We start from the raw sequence: 25,008 nt of genomic DNA on the forward strand, positions 1-25,008 counted from the left end.
CTCCGGCGCGGGCGAGTTCGATGCCGGCCTGTTCGGGATCTCCCCGCGCGAGGCCCTGGCGATGGACCCGCAGCAGCGGCTGCTGCTGGAGGCCGCCTGGGAGGCCTTCGAGGACGCCGGCATCGACGCCACCGCCGTACGCGGCAGCCAGGGCGGCGTCTTCGTCGGCATGACCTCCTCCGGCTACGGGCAGGGCGCGGAGCTGCCGGACGGCGTCGAGGGCCACGTGCTGACCGGCACCACGACCAGCGTCGCCTCCGGCCGGCTCGCGTACACCTTCGGCCTGGAGGGCCCCGCCATCACGGTGGACACCGCCTGCTCCTCCTCGCTGGTCGCCCTGCACATGGCGGCCGGGGCACTGCGCTCCGGCGAGTGCGGCATCGCCCTCGCGGGCGGCGTGACGGTGATGGTGTCGCCCGACTCCTTCATCGAGTTCAGCCGGCAGCGCGGCCTCGCCGTCGACGGCCGCTGCAAGCCGTTCTCGGCGGCGGCGGACGGCACCAGCTGGGCCGAGGGCGTGGGCATGCTGCTGGTCGAGCGGCTCTCCGACGCGCGCCGCAACGGGCACCGGGTGCTCGCCGTGCTGCGCGGCAGCGCGGTCAACCAGGACGGCGCCTCCAACGGCCTCACCGCGCCCAACGGCCCCGCCCAGCAGCGGGTGATCCGCCAGGCGCTCGCCAACGCCGGACTGACGGCCGCCGACGTCGACGCCGTCGAGGCGCACGGCACCGGCACCCGGCTCGGCGACCCGATCGAGGCCCAGGCCCTGCTGGCCACCTACGGCCAGGACCGGCCGGCCGACCGGCCGCTGCTGCTCGGCTCGGTGAAGTCCAACATCGGCCACACCCAGGCCGCCGCCGGCGTCGCCGGGGTGATCAAGACGATCATGGCGATGCGCCACGGCGAGCTGCCCGGCCTGCTCCACCTGGACGCGCCCTCACCGCACGTGGACTGGTCGGCCGGCGCGATCGAGCTGCCGACCGCCACGCGGCCCTGGCCCGAGAACGGCCGACCGCTGCGGGCCGGCGTCTCCTCCTTCGGCGTCAGCGGCACCAACGCCCACGTCATCCTGGAGAGCGCCCCCGTCGAGGAGACGGCGGCCCGCGGCCCGGCGGCACCCGCCACCGGGGCGCCGCTGCCGTGGCTGCTGTCCGCCGCCGACCCCACCGCGCTCGCCGCCCAGGCCGAGCGGCTGCACGGCTTCGCCGACGCGGGGACGGGCACCGACCCGGACCCGGCCGACATCGCCCTGGCACTGGCCACCGGCCGCACCGGCCTGGCGCACCGCGCCGTCGTCCTGGCCGCCGACCGTACCGGCCTGCTCGCCGGCCTCGGCGCGCTGGCCACCGGCGCCGAGGCGCCCGGCGTGCTGCGCGGCGAGAGCGCCGACGGCCGCTCGGCGTTCCTGTTCTCCGGCCAGGGCTCCCAGCGCCCCGGCATGGGCCGCGCCCTCTACACCGCCTTCCCGGTGTTCGCCGACGCCCTGGACGCCGTCTGCGCCCGGCTCGACACCGAGCTGGACCACCCGCTGCGCGCGGTGATGTTCGCCGAGGCGGACACCCCCGAGGCGGCCCTGCTGGACCGGACCGTCCACACCCAGGCCGCGCTGTTCGCCTTCGAGGTGGCGCTGTTCCGGCTGCTGGAGGACTGGGGCGTGCGCCCCGACTTCCTGCTCGGCCACTCCATCGGCGAGATCGCCGCCGCCCACGTCGCGGGCGTGCTCTCGCTGGACGACGCCTGCACCCTGGTCGCCGCCCGCGGCCGGCTGATGCAGGCGCTGCCCGCCGGCGGCGCGATGCTGGCCGTCGAGATCGACGAGGCCGGGGCCGCCGAGGCGCTCGCCACCCACGACGGGGTCGACGTCGCCGCCGTCAACGGCCCGCGGGCGATCGTGGTCTCCGGACCGCAGGACGCGATCGCCGACCTGGCCGGGCACTGGCGCGCCGAGGGCCGCCGGACCAGCCGGCTGCGGGTCTCGCACGCCTTCCACTCGGCACTGATGGAGCCGATGCTCGCCGAGTTCCGCGCCGTCGCCGAGGGCCTCGCCTACCACCCGCCGCGCCTGCCGGTGGTCTCCAACCTCACCGGCACCGCCGCCGGCGCCGAGGAGATCTGCACCCCCGACTACTGGGTGCGGCACGTCCGCGGGGCCGTCCGCTTCGCCGACGGCGTGCGCTGGCTCGCCGGCCAGGGCGCGACCCGCTTCCTGGAGCTCGGCCCGGAGGCGGTGCTCACCGCCATGGCGCGCCTCACCCTGGACGCCACCGGCCGCGACGACGCCGCACTGGTGCCCGCCTCCCGGGGCGAGCGGCCCGAGGCCGAGACCCTGCTGGCCGCCGTCGCCACCGCCTGGACCCGGGGCACCGCGGTGGACTGGTCCGCCGTCCTCGCCGACCGCGGCGTCCGCCGGATCACCCTGCCCCCGTACGCCTTCCAGCGCCGGCCCTACTGGCTGCGCCCCGGCCGGTCCGGCGCCGACGTGACCGGCGCCGGCCTGCTGCGGACCGAGCACCCGCTGCTGACCGCCGCCGTGCCGCTCGCCGACGGCGAGGGCGCGCTGCTCACCGGCCGGCTGTCGCTCGCCGCCCAGCCCTGGCTGGCCGACCACGCCGTGCGCGGCACGGCGATCCTGCCCGGCACCGGCTTCGTGGAACTGGCGCTGCGGGCCGGCCGGGAGGTCGGCTGCACCGCGCTGCGCGAGCTGATGGTCGAGGCCCCGCTGGCCGTCCCCGCCACCGGCGGCGTCCGCATCCAGGTGCGGGTCGGCGACCCGGACGCGGCCGGCGACCGTCCGGTGGCCGTCCACGCCCAGTCCGACGGCGCGGCCGGCTGGACCCGGCACGCCTCCGGCGCCCTGGCCGCCGGGACGGACGCCGAACCGTACGACCTCTCCGCCTGGCCGCCGGCCGACGCCGAGCCGGTGGAGCTGGACGGCTACTACGAGCGGCTGACCGAGGCCGGCTACGGCTACGGGCCGGTCTTCCGCGGGCTGCGCCGGGCCTGGCGGGCCGAGGGCGCCGTCTACGCGGAGATCGCCCTCCCGGCGGGCGCCGCCGAGGAGGCCGCCGGCTACGGCGTGCACCCGGCGCTGCTCGACGCGGCCATGCACGCCACCACCGTCGGCGGGTTCCTCGACGACGCCGGCGCGACACCGCTGCCGTTCGCCTGGTCCGGGGTGACCCTGCACGCCACCGGCGCCTCCGTGGCCCGGGTCCGGCTCGCCCCCGCGGGCCGGGACGCGATCTCGATCCGGGTCGCCGACGCCACCGGCGCACCGGTGGCCGACGTCCGCTCGCTGACCCTGCGGGCGGCGCCCACCGGTCAGCCGGACGGCCGCCGCGCCGAGGCCGGCGACGCGCTGTTCGCGGTCGAGTGGAGCGCGCTGCCGACCGGCGCCGCCGCCGAGGAGTGCCCGGTGGCGGAGCTGTCCGCCGTCGAGGCCGGCCACGCCCGCGCGGCCCTGGTGCTGCACCGGGTCGAGGCGACCGGCGCGGACGACGCCGCCCGGGCCCGCACCGCCACCGCCGGGGCGCTCGACGCCGCCCGGCGCTGGCTGGCCGGCGACCGGGACGAGGCCGACCGCCTGGTGGTCGTCACCCGCGGTGCCGCGGCCGTCCACCCGGGCGAGGAGCCCGCCGACCCGGCGGGCGCCGCGGTGTGGGGCCTGCTGCGCTCGGCCCAGTCCGAGCACCCGGACCGCGTCCTGCTGCTCGACGACGACGGCTCGGCCGACTGGGCGCAGGTCCGCCGGGCGGTGGAGCTGGGGGAGAACCAGCTCGCCGCGCGCGGCGGCGCCCTGTACGCGCCCCGACTGGTGCGCGTGCCCGCCTCCGCCGCGCTGACCGTCCCCGAGGACGCCGCCGCCTGGACCCTCGACCCCACCGAGCCCGGCATCCTGACCAGCCTGCGGCTGCTGCCCGCCGACACCGCCGAGCGGCCGCTCGGCCCCGGCGAGGTGCGGATCGGCGTCCGCGCGGCCGGCGTGAACTTCCGCGACGTGCTGCTCGCGCTCGGCATGTACCCCGAGCGCGCCGAGCTGGGCTCCGAGGGCGCCGGCGTCGTCCTGGAGGTCGGCGCCGAGGTCACCGACCTCGCCCCCGGCGAGCGGGTCTTCGGCCTGTTCCCCGGCGGCTTCGGCCCCGTCGCCGTCGCCGACCGGCGCCGGCTCGCCCGGATCCCGGCCGGCTGGACCTTCACCGAGGCCGCCTCGATGCCGGTCGTCTTCGTGACCGCCTACTACGGGCTGGTGGACGTGGCCGCGGTCCGGCCCGGTGAGTCGGTGCTGGTGCACGCGGCGGCCGGCGGCGTCGGCATGGCCGCCGTCCAACTCGCCCGCCACCTGGGCCTGGAGGTGTACGGCACCGCCAACCCCGGCAAGTGGGACGCGCTGCGCGCCGCCGGTCTGGACGACTCCCGCATCGCCTCCTCCCGCGACCTCGCCTTCGAGGAGTCGTTCCGTACCGCCACCGGCGGACGCGGCGTGGACGTGGTGCTCAACTCGCTGGCCGGCGAGTTCACGGACGCCTCGCTGCGGCTGCTCGCCGAGGGCGGGCGCTTCGCCGACATGGGCAAGGCCGACCCGCGCGACGCCGAGCAGGTCGCCGCCGACCACCCCGGCGTGCGCTACCGCGCCTTCGACCCCTCCGAGGCCGGCCCGCAGCGGATGGGCGAGATCCTCACCGAGGTGCTCGGCCTGTTCGAGTCCGGTGCGCTGCGGCTGCTGCCGATCACCGCGTGGGACGTCCGCGAGGCGCCCGCCGTGTTCCGGCACATCAGCCAGGCCAAGCACGTCGGCAAGAACGTGGTCACCGTCCCGGCGCCGCTCGACCCCGAGGGCACCGTGCTGATCACCGGCGGCACCGGCACCCTGGGCGGGCTGCTGGCCCGTCACCTGGTGGCCGAGCACGGCGTGCGGCATCTGCTGCTGCTCAGCCGGCGCGGCGCCGACGGCCCGGGCGCGGCCGAACTCGTCGCCGAACTGCGGGAACTGGGCGCCGAGGCGACCCTCGCGGCCTGCGACGCCGCCGACCGGGAGGCGCTGGCCGCGGTGCTCGCCGCGATCCCCGCCGAGCACCCGCTCACCGGCGTCATCCACACCGCCGGCGTGGTCGACGACGGCGTGGTCACCGCCCTCACCGCCGAACAGCTCGCCACCGTCCTGCGCCCCAAGGCGGATGCCGCCGTCAACCTGCATGAGCTGACCGCCGACCGCGACCTCGCGATGTTCGTGCTGTTCTCCTCCGTCGCCGCCGTGCTCGGCCCGCCCGGGCAGGGCAACTACGCCGCCGCGAACGGCTTCCTGGACGCCCTCGCCGCCCAGCGGCGGGCCCGCGGCCTGGCCGGCGTCTCGCTGGCCTGGGGCCTGTGGGCCGAGTCCAGCGGCATCACCGGCCACCTCACCGGCGCCGACCTGGCCCGGGCGGCCAGGGTCGGCGCCCCGCTGACCACCGCGCAGGGCATGGCCCTGTTCGACGTCGCCCGCACCGTGCCCCGCGCGCACCTGGTCACCTCCAACCTCGACGTGACCGCGCTGCGCAACGACCCGGCGGGACCGCCGCCGGTGCTCCGCTCGCTGGCCGGCGCCGCGCTGCGCCGGGCCAGCGACGCCCCGACCGCCGCGAGCCTCACCCAGCGGCTCGCCGGGGTGCGGCCGGACGGCAGGCTCCCGCTGCTGGTCGACCTGGTCCGGGAGCAGACCGCCCTGGTGCTCGGCCACGCCTCCCCGGACGCCGTCGCGGCCGGCCGCGCCTTCAAGGAGGCCGGCTTCGACTCGCTGACCTCGGTGGAACTGCGCAACCGGATGCAGGCCGCCACCGGCCTGCGGCTGCCCGCCACCCTGGTCTTCGACCACCCGAGCCCGGCCGCGCTCGCCGAGTACCTGCTCGGCGAACTGCTCGGCGGCCGTGACCTGCCCGCGCCCGTCCTGGCCGCCGCGACGGCCACCGACCAGGACCCGGTCGTGATCGTCGGGATGAGCTGCCGCCTGCCCGGCGGCGCCGACAGCCCGGAGCGGCTGTGGCGGCTGCTCGCCGAGGGCGGCGACGGCATGACCGACTTCCCCGCCGACCGCGGCTGGGAGGCCGAGGTCGCGGACGCGCCGTACGCGCTGCGCGGCGGCTTCCTCGCGGACGCCACCGGCTTCGACGCCACCCTGTTCGGGATCTCCCCGCGCGAGGCGCTGGCGATGGACCCGCAGCAGCGGCTCTCGCTGGAGGCCGCCTGGGAGGCCTTCGAGGACGCCGGCATCGACCCGACCGCGGTGCGCGGCGAGCAGGTGGGCGTCTTCCTCGGCGCCGGCACCTCGTACTACGGGATCGGCACCGACCTGTCCACCACCGCCGAGGGGCACGTCCTCGCCGGCACCTCGAACAGCGTGATCTCCGGCCGGGTGTCGTACACCTTCGGCCTGGAGGGCCCCGCCCTCACGGTGGACACCGCCTGCTCCTCCTCGCTGGTGGCCCTGCACCTCGCGGCCCAGGCGCTGCGCGGCGGCGAGTGCGCCATGGCGCTGGCCGGCGGTGTCACGGTGCTGGCCGGACCGGAGATCTTCGCCGAGTTCAGCCGGCAGGGCGGCGTCGCCGCGGACGGCCGCTGCAAGCCGTTCTCCGCCGAGGCGGACGGCACCGGCTGGTCCGAGGGCGTCGGCGTGCTGGTGCTGGAGCGGCTCTCCGACGCGCGCCGCAACGGCCACCGGGTGCTCGCCGTGGTGCGCGGCAGCGCGATCAACCAGGACGGCGCCTCCAACGGGCTCACCGCCCCCAACGGGCCCTCGCAGGAGCGGGTGATCCGCCAGGCGCTGGCCAACGCGGGGCTGACCGTCTCGGACGTGGACGCCGTCGAGGCGCACGGCACCGGCACCCGGCTCGGCGACCCGATCGAGGCCCAGGCACTGCTGGCCACCTACGGCCGGGACCGCGACGGCGAGCCGCTCTGGCTCGGCTCGATCAAGTCCAACATCGGCCACACCCAGGCCGCCGCCGGCGTCGCCGGGGTGATCAAGATGGTGCAGGCGATGCGGCACGGGACGCTCCCGGCCACCCTGCACGTCGCCGCGCCGAGCGGTCACGTGGACTGGGCGGCGGGCGCCGTGGAACTGCTGGCCGAGGCGCGCCCCTGGCCGGCCGCGGACCGGCCGCGCCGCGCGGGCGTGTCCTCCTTCGGCATGAGCGGCACCAACGCCCACGTCATCCTGGAAGCCGCCCCGGTCGTCACCGAGACCGCCGCGGCCCCGGAGACCGGCTCCGGAGTCCTCCCGTGGTTCCTGTCGGCCCGCACCCGGGCCGGACTGGCGGCGCAGGCCGCGCGGCTGCGCGAGTTCGCGGCCGGACACGGCGAGCTCACCCCGGCGGAGATCGGCCGGTCCCTGCTGTCCCGGGCCGACCTGGAGCACCGCGCGGTGCTGCTCGGCGCCGACCGGACCGACCTGCTGGACGGGCTGGCGGCACTCGCCGAGGGCACGGCCCGGGCCGGGGTGGTCACCGGCGTCGCGGAGGAGCGCGACGGCCGTTCGGTGGCCTTCGTCTTCCCGGGCCAGGGCTCGCAGTGGGTCGGCATGGCGCGGGAACTCGCCGACTGGTCACCGGTGTTCGCGGCCAGGTTGGCCGAGTGCGAGGCGGCGCTGGCGCCGTACACCGACTGGTCGCTGACCGAGGTGCTGCGTTCGGGCGCGGACCTGTCCCGGGTGGACGTGGTCCAGCCGGTGCTGTGGGCCGTGATGGTGTCGCTGGCGGAGGTGTGGCGGGCGCACGGTGTGGAGCCCTCGGCGGTGATCGGTCACTCGCAGGGTGAGATCGCCGCCGCGGTGGTGGCCGGTGCGCTGTCCGTCGAGGACGGCGCCAAGGTGGTGGCGCTGCGCAGCCGGGCGCTGATCGAACTGGCCGGTGACGGCGGCATGGTGTCCGTCGCCGCGGGCAGCGCGGTGGTCGAGGAGCTGATCGCCGGCTTCGGCGGCCGGATCTCGGTGGCCGCGTTCAACGGCCCGTCCTCGACGGTGGTCTCGGGCGAGCCCGGCGCGCTGGACGAGCTGCTGGTGCTCTGCGAGGAGAGCGGGGTGCGGGCCCGTCGGATCCCGGTGGACTACGCCTCGCACTCCGCCCAGGTGGAGCGGGTGCGCGAGCGGGTCCTGGCGGAGCTGGCCGGGATCAGCCCGACCACGTCCGTGGTGCCGCTCTACTCGACGCTGACCGGTGAGCCGATCGACACCGCGCGGATGGACGCCGGGTACTGGTACGACAACCTGCGTTCCACTGTCCTGTTCGAGCAGGCCACCCGGGCCCTGCTGGCCGACGGCCGCTCGGTGTTCGTCGAGTGCAGCCCCCACCCCGTGGTCTCGGTCGCCCTCCAGGAGACCGCCGAGGACGCCGGCACCGCGCTCACCGCGGTCGGCACCCTGCGGCGCGACGACGGCGGCGCCGAGCGCTTCCTGACCGTCCTCGCCGAACTCTGGACGGCCGGCGTGCCGGTGGACGCCACCGGGGTGCTGCCGCCCGCCCGCCGCGTCGCCCTGCCCGGCTACGCCTTCCAGCGCGAGTACTACTGGCCCAAGCCCCTCGCGGCGCACGACGCCGCCGCCGTCGGCCAGGTGACGGCCGGCCACCCGCTGCTGCGGGCCGCCGTCCCGCTCGCCCACGACGGCGTCGTCCTGACCGGACGGCTGTCCACGACCAGTCACCCGTGGCTGGCCGACCACACCGTGCTCGGCCGCACCCTGGTGCCCGGCGCGGCCTTCGTGGAGATGGCCCTGCGGGCCGGCGAACAGGCCGGCAGCGCCCTGCTGCGGGAACTGGTGCTCCAGGCACCGCTGGTGCTGACCGCGGCCGACGCGGTGGCCGTCCAGGTCGCCGTCGGCCCGGCGGACGGCGCGGGCGACCGCACCGTGGAGGTCTCCTCCCGGGCCGCCGAGGACGCGCCGTGGACCTGCCACGCCACCGGTCTGCTCGGCGCGCACGCGCCCGCCGCCGGCTTCGACCACGCCCAGTGGCCGCCCCACGGCGCCCGGCCCGTCGACCTGGCCGGCTTCTACCAGGCGCTCACCGAGGCCGGCTACGGCTACGGCCCCGCCTTCCAGGGCCTGCGCGCCGCCTGGCGCGACGGCAGCACCGTCTACGCCGAGGTCGCCCTGCCCCAGGACGTCCAGGCCGACGGCTACGGCGTGCACCCCGCCCTGCTGGACGCCGCCCTGCACGCGGACGCCCTCGACGCCGAGGCCGGAACCAGGCTGCCCTTCGCCTGGACCGGCGTCTCGCTCCAGGCCGTCGGCGCCACCACGCTGCGGGTCGCCCTGACCCGCGGCCCCGGCGGAACCACCGTGCGGGCCGCCGACCCCACCGGCGCACCCGTGTTCGCCGTCGACGCGCTGGCCGCCCGGGAGGTCACCCCCGAGGCCCTGGACGGCAGCGCCGCGCGCGGCGTCCACGACGTCCTGTTCGCCCTGGACTGGGTGCCCGCGACCGACCCGACCGCGACCCCCGACACCACCGGCTGGGCGGTGCTCGGCGCCGACGACGCCGGACTGCCGCGGGCCGTCCGCCACCCGGATCTCGCCGCACTGACCGCCGCCCTCGACGCGGGCGCGCCCACCCCGGCCGTCGTCGTCATGCCGGTCCCGTCCGGCGACGACGCACGGGCCGTGCTGGCCACCACCTCCGCCGTCCTCGGCCTGCTGCGCGACTGGCTCGCCGAGGAGCGGCTCGGCACCTCCCGGCTGGTGCTGCTCACCCGCGGCGCCGTCGGCACGGGCGCCGACCTCGCGGGCGCCGCCGTGCACGGCCTGGTCGCCTCGGCCCAGGCCGAGCACCCCGGCAGCTTCGTCCTGGTCGACCGCGACCCGGCCGGGGACGGCGGCCCCTGGCCGTCCGCCGTGGACACCGAGCCCCGCACCGCGCTGCGCGACGGCGCCGTGCTGCTCCCGCGCCTGGTCCGCACCCCGGCCGCGGACACGCCCGCGCTGCCCGGGTCGGTACTGATCACCGGCGGCACCGGAACACTGGGCGGCCTGGTCGCCCGGCACCTGGCCGCCCGGCACGGGGTGCGCCGGCTGGTGCTGCTCGGCCGGCGGGGCGCCGACGCCCCCGGCGCGGCCGAACTGGTCGACGAGCTGCGGGCACTGGGCGCCGAGGCGACGGTCGTCGCCTGCGACGCCGCCGACCGCGACGCGCTCGCCGCCGTGCTGGCCGAACACCCGGTCACGGGCATCGTCCACGCGGCCGGCGTGATCGACGACGGCACCGTCGGCTCGTACGACGACGCCCGGCTGGCCGGGGTGCTGCGGCCCAAGGTGGACGCGGCGCTCAACCTGCACGAGCTGACCGCCGACCGCGACCTCGGCCTGTTCGTCCTGTTCTCCTCCGCCGCCGGCACCTTCGGCCCGGAGGGCCAGGCCGCCTACGCGGCGGCGAACGCGGCCCTGGACGCGCTGGCCGCCCGCCGCGCCGCCGCGGGCCTCGCGGCGGTCTCGCTCGGCTGGGGCCTGTGGGCCGGCGCCAGCGGGATGACCGGCCACCTCTCCACCGAGCAGGTCGCCCGGGCCTCCCGCACCGCGGACTCGCTCGGCGACGCCGACGGACTCGCCCTGTTCGACGCGGCCGTCGGCTCCGCACGCCCGCACCTGCTGCCGATCCGGCTGCGCTCGGCCGTCGGCCCGGACGGCGAGGTGCCGCCGCTGCTGCGCGCACTGGTCCGCCCGGCCCCGCGGCGCGCCGCCGCCGCCGAGACCGCCACCGGCTCGCTCGCGCACCGGCTGACCGGGCTCACCGAGGCCGAGCAGGCCCGGACGGTCGGGGAACTGCTCGCCACCGAGGTCGCCGCCGTCCTCGGCCACGCCAGCGCGGCCGCCGTCGAGCCCGGCCGGGCCTTCAAGGACCTCGGCTTCGACTCGCTGCTCGCGGTCCGGCTGCGCAACCGGCTCCAGGAGGTCACCGGGCTGCGGCTGCCCGCCACCCTGGTGTTCGACCACCCGACCCCGGCCGTGCTGGCCGAGTTCGTCCGCGCCGAGCTGCTCGGCCGGCGCCCGGCCGCCCCGGCCGCCACCGGGCCCTCCGCCACGACCGCCGCCCCGGACGAGCCGATCGCGATCGTCGGCATGAGCTGCCGCTACCCCGGCGGCGTCACCGACCCGGACCGGCTGTGGGAGCTGCTGGCCTCCGGCGGGGACGGCATCACCGCCTTCCCGACCGACCGCGGCTGGGACGTCGGCGCCGTGTACGCCGGCGAGAGCGCGGGCGCCGCGACCGTCTTCGAGGGCGGCTTCCTGCACGACGCCGCCCGGTTCGACGCCGGCCTGTTCGGGATCTCCCCGCGCGAGGCACTGGCGATGGACCCGCAGCAGCGCCTGCTGCTGGAGGCCTCCTGGGAGGCCTTCGAGAGCGCCGGCCTGGACCCGACCGCGCTGCGCGGCAGCCGGACCGGCGTCTACGCCGGACTGATGTACCACGACTACGCGACCGGCGGCGGAGCCGTCCCGGACGAGGTCCAGGGCTTCCTCGGCACCGGCAACGCGGGCAGCGTCGCCTCCGGCCGGGTCTCCTACACCTTCGGTCTGGAGGGCCCGGCGGTCACCGTGGACACCGCGTGCTCCTCCTCCCTGGTCGCCATGCACCAGGCGGCCCAGGCGCTGCGCTCCGGAGACTGCGACCTGGCGCTGGCCGGCGGTGTCACCGTGCTCGCCACGCCCTCGGTGTTCACCGAGTTCAGCCGCCAGGGCGGGCTGGCCGCCGACGGGCGCTGCAAGGCCTTCTCGGCCGCGGCCGACGGCAGCGGCTGGTCGGAGGGCGTGGGCCTGCTGGTGCTGGAGCGGCTCTCCGACGCGCGCCGCAACGGGCACCGGGTGCTCGCGGTGGTGCGGGGCACCGCCGTCAACCAGGACGGTGCGTCGAACGGGCTGACGGCGCCGAACGGTCCGTCGCAGGAGCGGGTGATCCGGCAGGCGCTGGCCAACGCCGGGCTGTCGGCCGCCGAGGTGGACGCGGTGGAGGCGCACGGCACGGGCACCAAGCTGGGCGACCCGATCGAGGCCCAGGCGCTGCTGGCGACGTACGGTCAGGACCGGTTCGCGGACCGGCCGCTCTGGCTGGGCTCGATCAAGTCGAACATCGGGCACACCCAGGCCGCGGCCGGTGTGGCGGGTGTGATCAAGATGGTGCTGGCGATGCGGCACGGCGTGCTGCCGGCGACCCTGCACGCGGACGCGCCGTCCCCGCACGTGGACTGGTCGGCCGGGGCGGTGGAGCTGCTCACCGAGGCCAGGCCGTGGCCCGAGGCGGAGCGGCCGCGTCGCGCGGGTGTCTCCTCCTTCGGGATCAGCGGCACCAACGCCCATGTGATCCTCGAATCCGTGCCCGAGACGCGGCCTTCGAAGCCCGCCGTTCCGGGCGCGGGCCCGGTGCCGTGGCTGCTGTCGGGCCGGACGCCGGCCGCGCTGGGTGCGCAGGCGGAGCGGTTGCGGGAGTTCGTGCTGGGGCGTCCGGAGCTCGGGGTGGCGGACGTGGGGTCCGCGCTGCTGTCGCGGGCGGGTCTGGAGCACCGTGCGGTGGTGCTGGGCGCGGAGCGGGAGGCGCTGCTGGACGGCCTCGCGGTGCTCGGCGGCGAGGGCGTGGTCCGGGGCCGGGTCGTCCCGGGTGACGTGGTGTTCGTGTTCCCGGGCCAGGGTTCGCAGTGGGTGGGCATGGCGTGGGAACTCGCCGAGGCCTCACCGGTGTTCGCGGCCAGGTTGGCGCAGTGCGAGGCGGCGCTGGCGCCGTTCACGGACTGGTCGCTGACCGAGGTGCTGCGCGAGGGTGCGGAGCTGGACCGGGTGGACGTGGTCCAGCCGGTGCTGTGGGCGGTGATGGTGTCGCTGGCCGAGGTGTGGCGGGCGCACGGTGTGGAGCCCTCGGCCGTGATCGGCCATTCCCAGGGTGAGATCGCCGCGGCGGTGGTCGCGGGTGCGCTGTCCGTCGAGGACGGCGCCAAGGTGGTCGCGTTGCGCAGCCGGGCGATCGTCGAACTGGCCGGTGGTGGCGGGATGGTGTCCGTCGCGGCGGGCAGCGCGGTGGTCGAGGAGCTGATCGGCTCGTTCGACGGCCGGATCTCGGTGGCGGCGTACAACGGGCCGTCCTCGACGGTGGTCTCGGGCGAACCGGAGGCGCTGGACGCGCTGATGGCGCTCTGCGAGGAGCGGGACGTACGGGCCCGCCGCATTCCCGTCGACTACGCCTCGCACTCCGCCCAGGTCGACCGGCTGCGCGAGCGCATCCTGACGGAGCTGGCCGGGATCAGCCCGACCACGTCCGTGGTTCCGCTCTACTCGACGCTGACCGGGACCCCGATCGACACGGCGCGGATGGACGCCGGGTACTGGTTCGACAACCTGCGCTCCCCGGTGCGCTTCGAGGAGGCGACGCGGGCGCTGCTGGCCGGTGGCCGGTCGGTGTTCGTGGAGTGCAGCCCCCACCCGGTGCTGACAGTGGGCGTGCAGGAGACCGCCGACGCGGTCGAGGCCGAGGCGGCCGTGCTGGGCACGCTGCGGCGCGGCCGGGGCGGCCCCGAGCAGGTGCTGCTGGCGCTGGCGGAGGCCTGGACCGCGGGTGCGCCTGTCGACTTCGCCTCGCTGCTGCCCGCCGGTCGCCCGGTCGAGCTGCCGACCTACGCCTTCCAGCGCGAGCACTACTGGCTGGAGGCGGCCGCCGTGGCGGCCGAGGGCGACCCGACCGAGGCCCGGTTCTGGGACGCCGTCGAGCGCGGGGACCTGGCCGAGCTGTCGGAGTCCCTGGAGCTGGACGAGGACGGCGCGCTGCGCTCGCTGCTGCCGGTGCTGTCCTCGTGGCGGCAGCGGCGCCGGGTGGATTCGGTGGTGGACTCCTGGCGGTACCGGGTGACGTGGAAGCCGTTGGCCGGTTCGGCGGAGGGGCGGCTGTCGGGTCGTTGGCTGCTGGTGACGGGTGCGGGCGCGGGTGCGGGTGCGGGTGCCGGTGCTGGTGCGGGTGTGTCGGTGGAGGGCGTGGAGAGCGCGCTGCTGGCCGCCGGTGCGGAGGTCGTTCCGCTGGCCGTCGACGGCGCCGGCCGGGAGGAACTGGCCGACCGGATCCGCGAGTTGAACGCCGGTGGCGAGTTCGCGGGAGTGGTCTCACTGCTCGCCGTCGAGGAGCCGCAGGACGAGGGCACCCCGGTGTCGACCGGGGTGCCGGCCACCCTGGGGCTGTTGGGGGCGCTCGGTGACTCCGGCGTGCGGGCGAAGCTGTGGTCGGTGACGTCCGGTGCGGTGTCGATCGGCCGGGCGGACCGGTTGGTGAGTCCGTGGCAGGCGCAGGTGTGGGGTCTGGGCCGGGTGGCGGCGCTGGAGCTGCCGGATGTGTGGGGCGGGTTGGTCGATCTGCCGTCGGTGGTGGACGAGCGGGCCGGTCGTCGGCTGGTGGCGGTGCTGGGTGGCGACGAGGACCAGGTGGCGGTGCGCTCCTCGGGCGTCTACGGCCGCAGGTTCGTCCGGGCCGTCCAGCCCGTTGGCCGGGTCGACGGGTGGACGCCGTCCGGGACGGTGTTGGTGACCGGTGGTCTGGGGGCGCTGGGTGCGTCGGTGGCTCGTTGGCTGGCCGGGCGTGGTGTGCCGCATCTGGTGCTGACCGGTCGTCGGGGCATCGAGACGCCCGGCGCGGGCGAGCTGGTGGCCGAACTGACGTCCCTGGGTGCCCGGGTGACGGTCGCTGCCTGTGATGTCGCGGACCATGAAGCGGTGGCGGCGCTGCTGGCAGGGATCCCCGCCGAGCTGCCGCTGAGCGGTGTGGTGCACACCGCGGGTGTGGTGGACGACGGGATGCTGGACGCGCAGTCGGCCGAGCGTTTCGAGACGGTCTTCGCGGGCAAGGTCGGCGGGCTGCTGCACCTGGACGAGTTGACCGCCGGGCTGGAGTTGGACCTGTTCGTGGTGTTCTCCTCGCTGGCGGGCACTCTGGGCAGTGCCGGGCAGGGCAACTACGCGGCGGCGAACGCCTTCCTGGACGCCTGGATCCAGCGGCGCCGCGACCGCGGTCTCCCCGGACTCTCGATCGCCTGGGGCGCCTGGGCGCAGGACGGCCTCGCCACCGGCGAGGTCGTCGTCGAGCGGCTGCGGCGCGGCGGCGTGCTGCCGATGGACCCGGAACTCGCGATCCAGGCCCTGGCCAGGGCCGTCGACCACGACGAGACCGAGCTGAGCGTCGCCGACATCGACTGGCCGCAGTTCCTCGGCGGCTTCACCGGCTCCCGTCCGAGCACCCTGCTCGCGGACCTGCCGGAAGCCGCGGCGCGGCCCGCGCCCGCCGGGGCGGAGGCCCCCGTGCCGATGGGCTCCGAGCTGGCCTCGGCGCCGGCCGGCCGGCGCCGTCAGCTGCTGCTCGACCTCGTCCGGGCCCAGGCCGCGTCCGTGCTCGGCCACGCCTCGGTCGACGCGGTGGCGCCCGCCCGGGCCTTCCGGGAGCTGGGCTTCGACTCGCTGACCGCCGTCGAACTGCGCAACCGGCTCGGTGCCGAGACCGCGCTGCGGCTGCCGACGACGCTCGTGTTCGACCACCCGACGCCCACCCGGCTCGCCGATCACCTGCTCGGCCTGATGCTCGGTGACCGGGCCGTGCTGACCGAGGCGATGGCGCCCGCACCGGCCGGGACCGACGAGCCGATCGTGATCGTCGGCATGAGCTGCCGCTTCCCCGGCGACGTCGGCACGCCCGCCGAACTGTGGCAGCTGCTGACCGACGGCGCGGACGGCGTCGGCCCGTTCCCGACCGACCGCGGCTGGGACCTCGACCGCGACGCCGGGACGTACGCGCCCGAGGGCGGCTTCCTCCGGCACGCGACCGACTTCGACGCGAGCCTGTTCGGCATCTCGCCGCGCGAGGCCCTCGCGATGGACCCCCAGCAGCGGCTGCTGCTGGAGGCCGCCTGGGAGGCCTTCGAATCGGCGGGCACCGACCCGCTGTCCGTCCACGGCGCCCCCGTCGGCGTCTTCGTCGGCACCAACGGCCAGGACTACGGCACCCTGCTCGCCGCCTCCGACGAGGAGGTCGAGGGGCACGTGCTCACCGGCAACGCCGCGTCGGTGCTCTCCGGCCGGGTCGCGTACGCCTTCGGCCTCGAAGGACCGGCGCTGACCGTGGACACGGCCTGCTCCGCCTCCCTGGTCGCCCTGCACCTCGCGGCGCAGGCGCTGCGCCGCGGCGAGTGCGAACTGGCCCTGGCCGGCGGTGTCACCGTGATGTCCACCAACACCGCCTTCGCCGAGTTCGCCCGGCAGGGCGGCCTGGCCTCGGACGGCCGCTGCAAGGCCTTCTCGGCCGAGGCGGACGGCACCGGCTGGTCGGAGGGCGTCGGCGTACTGGTGCTGGAGCGGCTGTCGGACGCGCGCCGCAACGGGCACGAGGTGCTGGCGGTGGTGCGCGGCAGCGCGGTCAACCAGGACGGCGCGTCGAACGGCCTCACCGCCCCGAACGGTCCCTCGCAGGAGCGGGTGATCCGGCAGGCGCTGGCGAGCGCCGGGCTGTCGGCCGCCGACGTGGACGCCGTCGAGGCGCACGGCACCGGCACCAGGCTCGGCGACCCGATCGAGGCCCAGGCGCTGCTGGCCACGTACGGCCAGGAGCGGGCCGGTGAGCCGCTCTGGCTCGGCGCGATCAAGTCCAACATCGGCCACACCCAGGCCGCGGCCGGTGTGGCGGGTGTGATCAAGATGGTGCAGGCGCTGCGCCACGGGGTGCTGCCGGCCACCCTGCACGCGGAGCAGCGGACCTCCGAGGTCGACTGGTCGGCGGGCGCGGTGGAACTGCTCACCGAGTCCCGCCCGTGGCCCGAGCTGGACCGGCCGCGGCGCGCGGGTGTCTCCTCCTTCGGCATCAGCGGCACCAACGCCCACATCATCCTGGAGGCCGCGCCCGCGGTGGCGGCCGAGGAGTCGGTGGCCGTCGAGGGTGTGCTGCCGTGGCCGGTGTCGGGGCGGACCGCCTCCGCACTGGTGGCGCAGGCCGGGCGGCTGGCCGGATTCCTCGCGGCCGCACCGGAGTTCGCACCGGCGGAGGTGGCCGCGGGGCTGCTCTCCCGGGCCGCGCTGGACCACCGCGCGGTGGTGTTCGGCGGCGACCGGGACGAGCTGTGCTCCGGTGTCGCCGCGCTGGCGGCGGGCGAGCCCTCGGCCCAGGTGGTCTCGGGCGTCACGGCGCAGGGGGGTACGGCGTTCCTGTTCACCGGGCAGGGCGCGCAGCGGGCCGGGATGGGGGCCGGGCTGTACGCGCGGTTCCCGGTGTTCGCCGAGGCCTTCGACGCGGTCTGCGCGGAGTTCGACCTGCTGCTGGACCGGCCGGTGAAGGACGTGGTGTTCGAGGGCGTCGAGGATCTGGACCGTACGGTGTGGGCGCAGGCCGGGCTGTTCGCGGTCGAGGTGGCGCTGTTCCGGCTGCTCGAATCCTGGGGCGTGACGCCCGACTTCCTGCTCGGGCACTCGATCGGCGAGATCGCCGCCGCCCATGCGGCGGGCGTGTTCTCGCTCGCCGACGCGTGCACCCTGGTGGCGGCGCGCGGCCGCCTGATGGACGCGCTGCCCGAGGGCGGGGCGATGCTGGCGGTGCAGGCCACCGAGGCCGAGGTCCGCGAGGCGATCGGCGGCCGCCTGGACGTCGCGGCCGTCAACGGCCCGGCCGCCGTGGTGGTCTCGGGCCCGGCGGAGGCCGTCGAGGAGCTCGCCGAGCGCTGGAAGGCCGAGGGCCGCAAGACCAGCCGGCTGACCGTCTCGCACGCCTTCCACTCGGCCCTGATGGAGCCGATGCTCGCCGAATTCGCCGCCGTTCTGGCGGAGTTGACCTACTCGGAGCCGCAGCTGCCGATCGTCTCCGATCTGACCGGCGAACTCGCCGGGCCCGGGCTGATGTCGACCCCGTCCTACTGGGTGCGGCAGGTCCGTGAGGCCGTCCGCTTCGCCGACGGCGTCGAGGCGCTGCACGGCCGGGGCGTGACCCGCTTCGTGGAGCTCGGCCCGGACGGCGTGCTGACCGCGCTGGCCGGCCGGATGCTCCCCGACGCGGTTTGCGCGCCGCTGCTGCGCAAGGACCGGGACGACCACGACACGGTACTGCGGGCGCTCGCCACGCTGTGGACGGCCGGGGCGGAGATCGACTGGTCCGGGCTGCTGCCCGCCGGCCGCCGGACCGAGCTGCCGACCTACGCCTTCCAGCGGGAGCGCTACTGGCCGAAGGCCGCGCCCGGAACGGCCGTCGTGGCCGACCCGGACGAGGCGCGCTTCTGGCAGGCCGTGGAGCGCCAGGACCTCGGCGAACTCGCCGCGGCCCTGGACATCGACCGGGCGCCCGAGGAACTGGGCTCCGTCCTGCCGGTGCTGTCCTCGTGGCGGCAGCGGCGCCGGGTGGATTCGGTGGTGGATTCCTGGCGGTACCGGGTGACGTGGAAGCCGTTGGCCGGTTCGGCGGAGGGGCGGCTGTCGGGCCGTTGGCTGCTGGTGACTGGTGCTGGTGCCGGTGCCGGTGCCGGTGCCGGTGCCGGTGCGGGTGTGTCGGTGGAGGGCGTGGAGAGCGCGCTGCTGGCCGCCGGTGCGGAGGTCGTTCCGCTGGCCGTCGACTGCGCCGACCGGGAGGAACTGGCCGACCGGATCCGCGAGTTGAACGCCGGGGGCGGGCTGGCGGGCGTGGTCTCGCTGCTCGCTGCCGACGCCGAGTCGCACGCCGAGCCGTACGCCGGGGGCTCGCTGCTCCCGGCAGGGGTGGCCGCGACGCTGACCCTGCTGCACGCCCTCGCCGACTCCGGCGTGCGCGCCAAGCTGTGGTCCCTGACGTCCGGTGCGGTGTCGATCGGCCGGGCGGACCGGTTGGTGAGTCCGTGGCAGGCGCAGGTGTGGGGGCTGGGCCGGGTGGCGGCGCTGGAGCTGCCGGATGTATGGGGCGGGTTGGTCGATCTTCCGCCGGTGGTGGACGAGCGGGCCGGTCGTCGGCTGGCCTCCGTTCTGGGGGGTGGTGAGGACCAGGTGGCGGTGCGCTCCTCGGGTGCGTACGGCCGCAGGTTCGTGCACGCGCCCCAGCCCGTCGGCCGGGTCGACGGGTGGACGCCGTCCGGGACGGTGTTGGTGACCGGTGGTCTGGGGGCGCTGGGTGCGTCGGTGGCCCGTTGGCTGGCCGGGCGTGGTGTGCCGCATCTGGTGCTGACCGGTCGTCGGGGCATCGAGACGCCGGGCGCCGGTGAGCTGGTGGCGGAACTGGCGGGCCTGGGTGCCCGGGTGACGGTGGTGGCTTGTGATGTGGCGGACCGTGGCGCGGTGGTGTCCCTGCTGGCGGGGATTCCGGCCGAGCTGCCGCTGAGCGGTGTGGTGCACACCGCGGGTGTGGTGGACGACGGGATGCTGGACGCGCAGTCGGCCGAGCGCTTCGAGACGGTCTTCGCGGGCAAGGTCGGCGGGCTGCTGCACCTGGACGAGTTGACCGCCGGGCTGGAGCTGGACCTGTTCGTGGTGTTCTCGTCGCTGGCGGGGATGCTGGGCAGTGCCGGGCAGGGCAACTACGCGGCGGCGAACGCCTTCCTGGACGCCTGGATCCAGCGGCGCCGCGACCGCGGTCTCGCCGGACTCTCGATCGCCTGGGGCGCCTGGGCGGAGCAGGGCATGGCCACCGAGGACGTGGTGGCCGACCGGGTCCGGCGCGCCGGACTGACGCCGATGGACGCACGGCTGGCGATGGAGGCGATGGCCAGGGCCGTCGACCACGGCGAGGACCTCGTGGCGATCGCCGACGTCGACTGGGCGCGGATGCTGCCCGCCTTCGCCGGGGCCAGGACCAGCCCGCTGCTGGCCGAGCTGCCCGAAGCGGCCCGGGCCGACCGGGCCGAGCGGGCCGACGACGCCGGGGCGGAAGCGACCGGGGCGCAGGGGCTCGCGGAGCTGCCCCCCGCCCTGCGCGACCGGGCGCTGCTGGACCTGATCCGCAGCTGCGCGGCCGCGGTGCTGGGGCACGCGTCGAGCGCGAGCGTCGAACCGGGCCGGGCCTTCCGCGACATCGGCTTCGACTCGCTGACCGCGGTGGCCTTCCGCAACCTGATCGGTGCCCGCACCGGCCTCCGGCTGCCGGCCACCCTGGTCTTCGACCACCCGACGCCGATCGCCCTGGGCGAGTTCCTGTTCGCCGAGCTGTACGGTGCGGCCGACCCGGTGCCGGTGTCGGCGCCGGACACCGCGTCCGTCGCCGCCGAGGACGAGCCGATCGCGATCGTCGGCATGGCCTGCCGGTTCCCGGGCGGCGCCCGGACGCCGGAGGCCCTGTGGGCGCTGCTCTCCGGCAACGGGGACGCGATGACCGGCTTCCCCGTCGACCGCGGGTGGGACCTCGCCGACCGGTCGGGCTCGTTCGCGGCCGTCGGCGGCTTCCTCGACGGCGTCGCGGAGTTCGACGCCACGCTGTTCGGCATCTCGCCGCGCGAGGCGCTGGCGATGGACCCCCAGCAGCGCCTGCTGCTGGAGACGGTCTGGGAGACCTTCGAGTCCGCCGGAATGGACCCGCGGTCCGCGCGGGGCCGGTCCGTGGGCGTCTTCGCGGGCACCAACGGCCAGGACTACCCGACGCTGCTCGCCGCCGCCGAGGACAAGGTCGAGGGGCACGTCGCCACCGGCAACGCGGCGGCGGTGCTCTCCGGCCGGGTGGCGTACGCCTTCGGCCTCGAAGGACCGGCGCTGACCGTGGACACGGCCTGCTCCGCCTCCCTGGTCGCCCTGCACCTCGCGGCGCAGGCGCTGCGCCGGGGCGAGTGCGAACTGGCGCTGGCCGGCGGTGTCACCGTGATGTCCACGCCGGGCGTGTTCAGCGAGTTCGACCGCCAGGGCGGCCTGGCCGCCGACGGCCGCTGCAAGGCCTTCGCAGCGGACGCGGACGGTACGGGCTGGGGCGAGGGCGTCGGCGTCCTGCTGGTCGAGCGGCTCTCGGACGCGCGCCGCAACGGGCACCGGGTGCTGGCTGTGGTGCGGGGCAGCGCGGTCAACCAGGACGGCGCCTCCAACGGCCTGACCGCCCCGAACGGCCCTGCTCAGCAGCGGGTGATCCGCCAGGCACTCGCCAACGCCGGACTGACGGCCGCGGACGTGGACGCCGTCGAGGCGCACGGCACCGGCACCAGGCTCGGCGACCCGATCGAGGCGCAGGCGCTGCTGGCCACGTACGGCCGGGAGCGTGCGGGCGAGCCGCTCTGGCTGGGCTCGATCAAGTCCAACATCGGCCACACCCAGGCCGCGGCCGGTGTGGCGGGTGTGATCAAGATGGTGCAGGCGCTGCGGCACGGGACGCTCCCGGCCACCCTGCACGTCGGTGAGCCGTCGCCCCAGGTCGACTGGTCGGCGGGCGCGGTGGAACTGCTCACCGAGTCCCGGCCGTGGCCCGAGCTGGACCGGCCGCGCCGGGCCGGTGTCTCCTCCTTCGGGATCAGCGGCACCAACGCCCACATCATCCTGGAGTCCGCCCCGGCGGACCCGGTGGAGTCGGCGGAAGCGGCGGAAGCGGTGGAGCCCCCGACCGCCGTGCCGGCGGGCGGTCTGCCGTGGCTGCTCTCCGGGCAGAGCGCCGAATCGCTGCGGGCCCAGGCACAGCGGCTCACCGCGCACCTGGACGCCGAACCCGGCCACGACCCGGTGGACGCGGCCTGGTCGCTGGCGACCGGACGGGCCGGGCTGGCGCACCGCGCCGTCGTGCTCGGCGCCGACCGGGACGCGCTGCGCTCCGGCGCCGGGGCCCTCGCCTCGGCGGCCTTCTCGGCGGACGTGGTCACCGGCACCGTGCGGGAGGGCCGCCTGGCCTTCCTGTTCACCGGCCAGGGCGCCCAGCGCGCGGGCATGGGCCGGGAGTTGTACGACGCGCAGCCGGTGTTCGCGGCGGCCTTCGACGCGGTCTGCGCGGAGTTCGACCTGCTGCTGGACCGGCGGGTGAAGGACGTGGTGTTCGAGGGCGTCGAGGATCTGGACCGTACGGTGTGGGCGCAGGCCGGGCTGTTCGCGGTCGAGGTGGCGTCCTTCCGGCTGCTCGAATCCTGGGGCGTGGCACCGGAGTTCCTGCTCGGGCACTCGATCGGTGAGATCGCCGCCGCCCATGCTGCGGGCGTGTTCTCGCTGGCGGACGCGTGCGCCCTGGTGGCGGCGCGGGGCCGGCTGATGCAGGCGCTGCCGAGCGGCGGGGCGATGCTGGCGGTGCAGGCCACCGAGGCCGAGGTCCGGGAGGCGATCGGCGACCGCCTGGACGTCGCGGCCGTCAACGGCCCGACCTCGCTGGTGGTTTCCGGTCCGATCGAGGTGGTCGAGGAGTTCGCGGCGCGTTGGAAGGCCGAGGGCCGCAAGACCAGCCGTCTGACCGTCTCGCACGCCTTCCACTCGGCGCTGATGGAGCCGATGCTCGACGAATTCGCCTCCGTGCTCGGCGGGTTGACCTTCGCCGAGCCGCGCATCCCGGTCGTCTCCAACCTGACCGGCGAGCTCGCCGAGCCCGGCCTGCTGTCCACGCCGGACTACTGGCTGCGGCAGGTCCGCGAGGCCGTCCGCTTCGCCGACGGCGTCGAGGCCCTGCTCCGCGAGGGCGTGACCCGCTTCGCGGAGCTCGGCCCGGACGGCGTGCTCTGCGCGCTGGCCCAGCAGTCCGTCGCCGAGGCCGTGTTCGCCCCCGTGATGCGGCGCGACCGGAACGAGGCCGGGACGGCGCTGCACGCGCTGGCCCGGCTCTGGACGGCCGGCGCCGAGGTGGACTGGCCGGCGGTCCTGCCGCGCGGCCGGCGGGTCGACCTGCCGACGTACGCCTTCCACCACGAGCGGTTCTGGCCGACCCCGGCGCCCGCGCCGGTGCCGTCCGGGGACGCCGTGGAGTCCCGGTTCTGGGAGGCCGTCGAGCGCGAGGACCTGGCCGAACTGGCGGGCACGCTGCGCCTCGGCGAGCGGTCCGAGGTGCTCGGCGAGATCCTGCCCGCGCTCTCCTCCTGGCGCCGGCTGCGCCGCCGGGACTCGGTGCTCGACAGCTGGCGCTACGAGGTCACCTGGAAGCCGGTCCCGGCGCCGGTCGCCGAGCCCGAACTGGACGGGAGCTGGCTGGTGCTGGTCCTCGACGGGACCGACCGGGACCCGGCCGAGGGCGTGCGCACGGCGATCCGCTCCGCCGGGGCGCGCACCGTCGACCTCGTGCTGGACCCGGCGGACCTCGACCGGGCCGCTCTGGCGGCCCGCCTCCTGGCCGCGGTCGAGGGCGTGCCCGACGTGGCCGGCGCGGTGCTGCTGGCCGCCGCCCACGACGGCCCGGACGCCGACCGCGCCGTGTCGCCGGCCGTGGCCGCCACCCTGGTGACGGTGCAGGCGCTCGGCGACGCCAACCTGAAGACGCCGCTGTGGACGCTCACCCGCGGCGCCGTCCGGACCGGCACCGGTGACCTGCTCGCCGACCCGGCGCAGGCGCAGGTGTGGGGCCTCGGCCGGGTCGCCGCGCTGGAGCACCCGCAGCGCTGGGGCGGCCTGGTCGACCTGCCGGAGACCGTGGACGCGGCGGCCGGCCGGACCCTGGCCGGCGTGCTGGGCGGCGCACCGGGCGAGGACCAGGTCGCGCTGCGCGGCGCGGGCGAGGCCCTCGTGCGGCGCCTCGGCCGGGTCGCCGCCACCGACGGTGCGGCGGAGCCCTCGTGGGCGCCGTCCGGTCCCGGCACGGTGCTGGTCACCGGCGGAACCGGCGCGCTGGGCGCGGTGGTCGCCCGCTGGCTCGCCGAGTCCGGCGTCACCCGGCTGCTGCTGACCGGCCGCCGCGGCCCGGAGGCGCCCGGCGCCGCCGAACTCGTCGCCGAACTCGCCGAACTGGGCGCCGAGGCGACCGTCGCGGCCTGCGACGCCGCCGACCGCGAGGCGCTGGCGGCGGTGCTGGCGCAGGTCCCGTCCGACGCCCCGCTGATCGGCGTGGTGCACGCGGCCGGGGTCCTGGACGACGGCACGCTCGACGCCCTCACCCCGGAGCGGTTCGCCACCGTCCTGGCGGCGAAGGCGTCCGGACTGGTGCACCTGGACGAACTCACCGGTGACCTGGACTTCTTCGTGGCGTTCTCCTCGCTGGCCGGCACCGTCGGCAGCGCCGGACAGGGCAACTACGCCGCGGCGAACGCCTTCCTGGACGCCTGGATGGAGCACCGGCACGACCGGGGCCTGCCCGGCGTGTCGGTGGCCTGGGGCCCGTGGGCGCAGGACGGCATGGCCACCGGTCAGGTCGTGACGGACCGGCTGCGCCGCAGCGGGGTCCCGGCGATGGACCCGCGTTCGGCGGTCCGGGCCCTGGCCCGGGCGATCGGCGGGGACCGGCCGAACCTGGTGGTCGCGGACATCGACTGGCCCACCTTCGCGCCCCGGTTCGCCGGGACGCGGCCGAACCCGCTGATGCGCGACCTGGCGGAGTTCGCGGCGCTGGTCCCGTCGGTGGCCGAGACGGTCGTGCTCGACGGCTCCGCCGGGCTGCGCCGGGAACTGGCGGCGCTGCCCGCCCCGCAGCGGCAGCGGATGCTGCTCGACCTGGTCCGCGCCCGTGCCGCCGCGGTCCTCGGCCGCGACAGCGCCGAGGCCGTCGCACCGGACCAGGCGTTCCGCTCGATCGGGTTCGACTCGCTGATCGCGGTGGAGTTCCGCAACCTGCTGCACCACGAGACCGGTCTCAACCTGCCGGCCACGCTGGTGTTCGACCACCCGACGCCCACCGCGCTCGGCGCCCACCTCGGCAGCCTGCTGCTGCCCGAGGAGGCCGACCGGACGGTCGACCTGGTGGCGGACCTGGACCGGCTGGAGGCCAGGCTGCTGCGGCTCGACGCCGACGAGCGGGAACGGGCGGACGTCGCCGCCCGGCTCCAGGGCCTGCTGGCCCGCCTGGCGGGCACGGGCGAGACGCAATCGGACGACGCGCTGGACGACGCCAGCGCCGATGAGGTCCTCGACCTCATCCGGAAGGAATTCGGGGGCCCGGCTTGATCGTCGTCGAGGCACCGTTCGTGAAGGGGAAGATCCATGGCGGATGACCAGAAGCTGCT

At 76.5% G+C, this 25,008-nt stretch carries 1 protein-coding gene (only partly in view); it reads left to right on the forward strand.

What is annotated here, in order from left to right:
- A protein-coding gene (locus tag ACFVVA_RS16275; protein ID WP_387689969.1) for a type I polyketide synthase crosses the window boundary here: on the forward strand, positions 1-24,949 show its 3' portion. 12,866 nt of this gene lie to the left of the window's left edge; the window shows 24,949 of its 37,815 coding nt (coding positions 12,867-37,815); its start codon lies beyond the left edge, outside the window; it ends in the stop codon at positions 24,947-24,949.
- The last annotated feature ends 59 nt before the right edge of the window (positions 24,950-25,008 follow it).

The sequence above is a fragment of the Kitasatospora sp. NPDC058048 genome (assembly GCF_042885555.1).
GTDB classification, from domain to species: Bacteria; Actinomycetota; Actinomycetes; order Streptomycetales; family Streptomycetaceae; genus Kitasatospora; species Kitasatospora lactacystinica.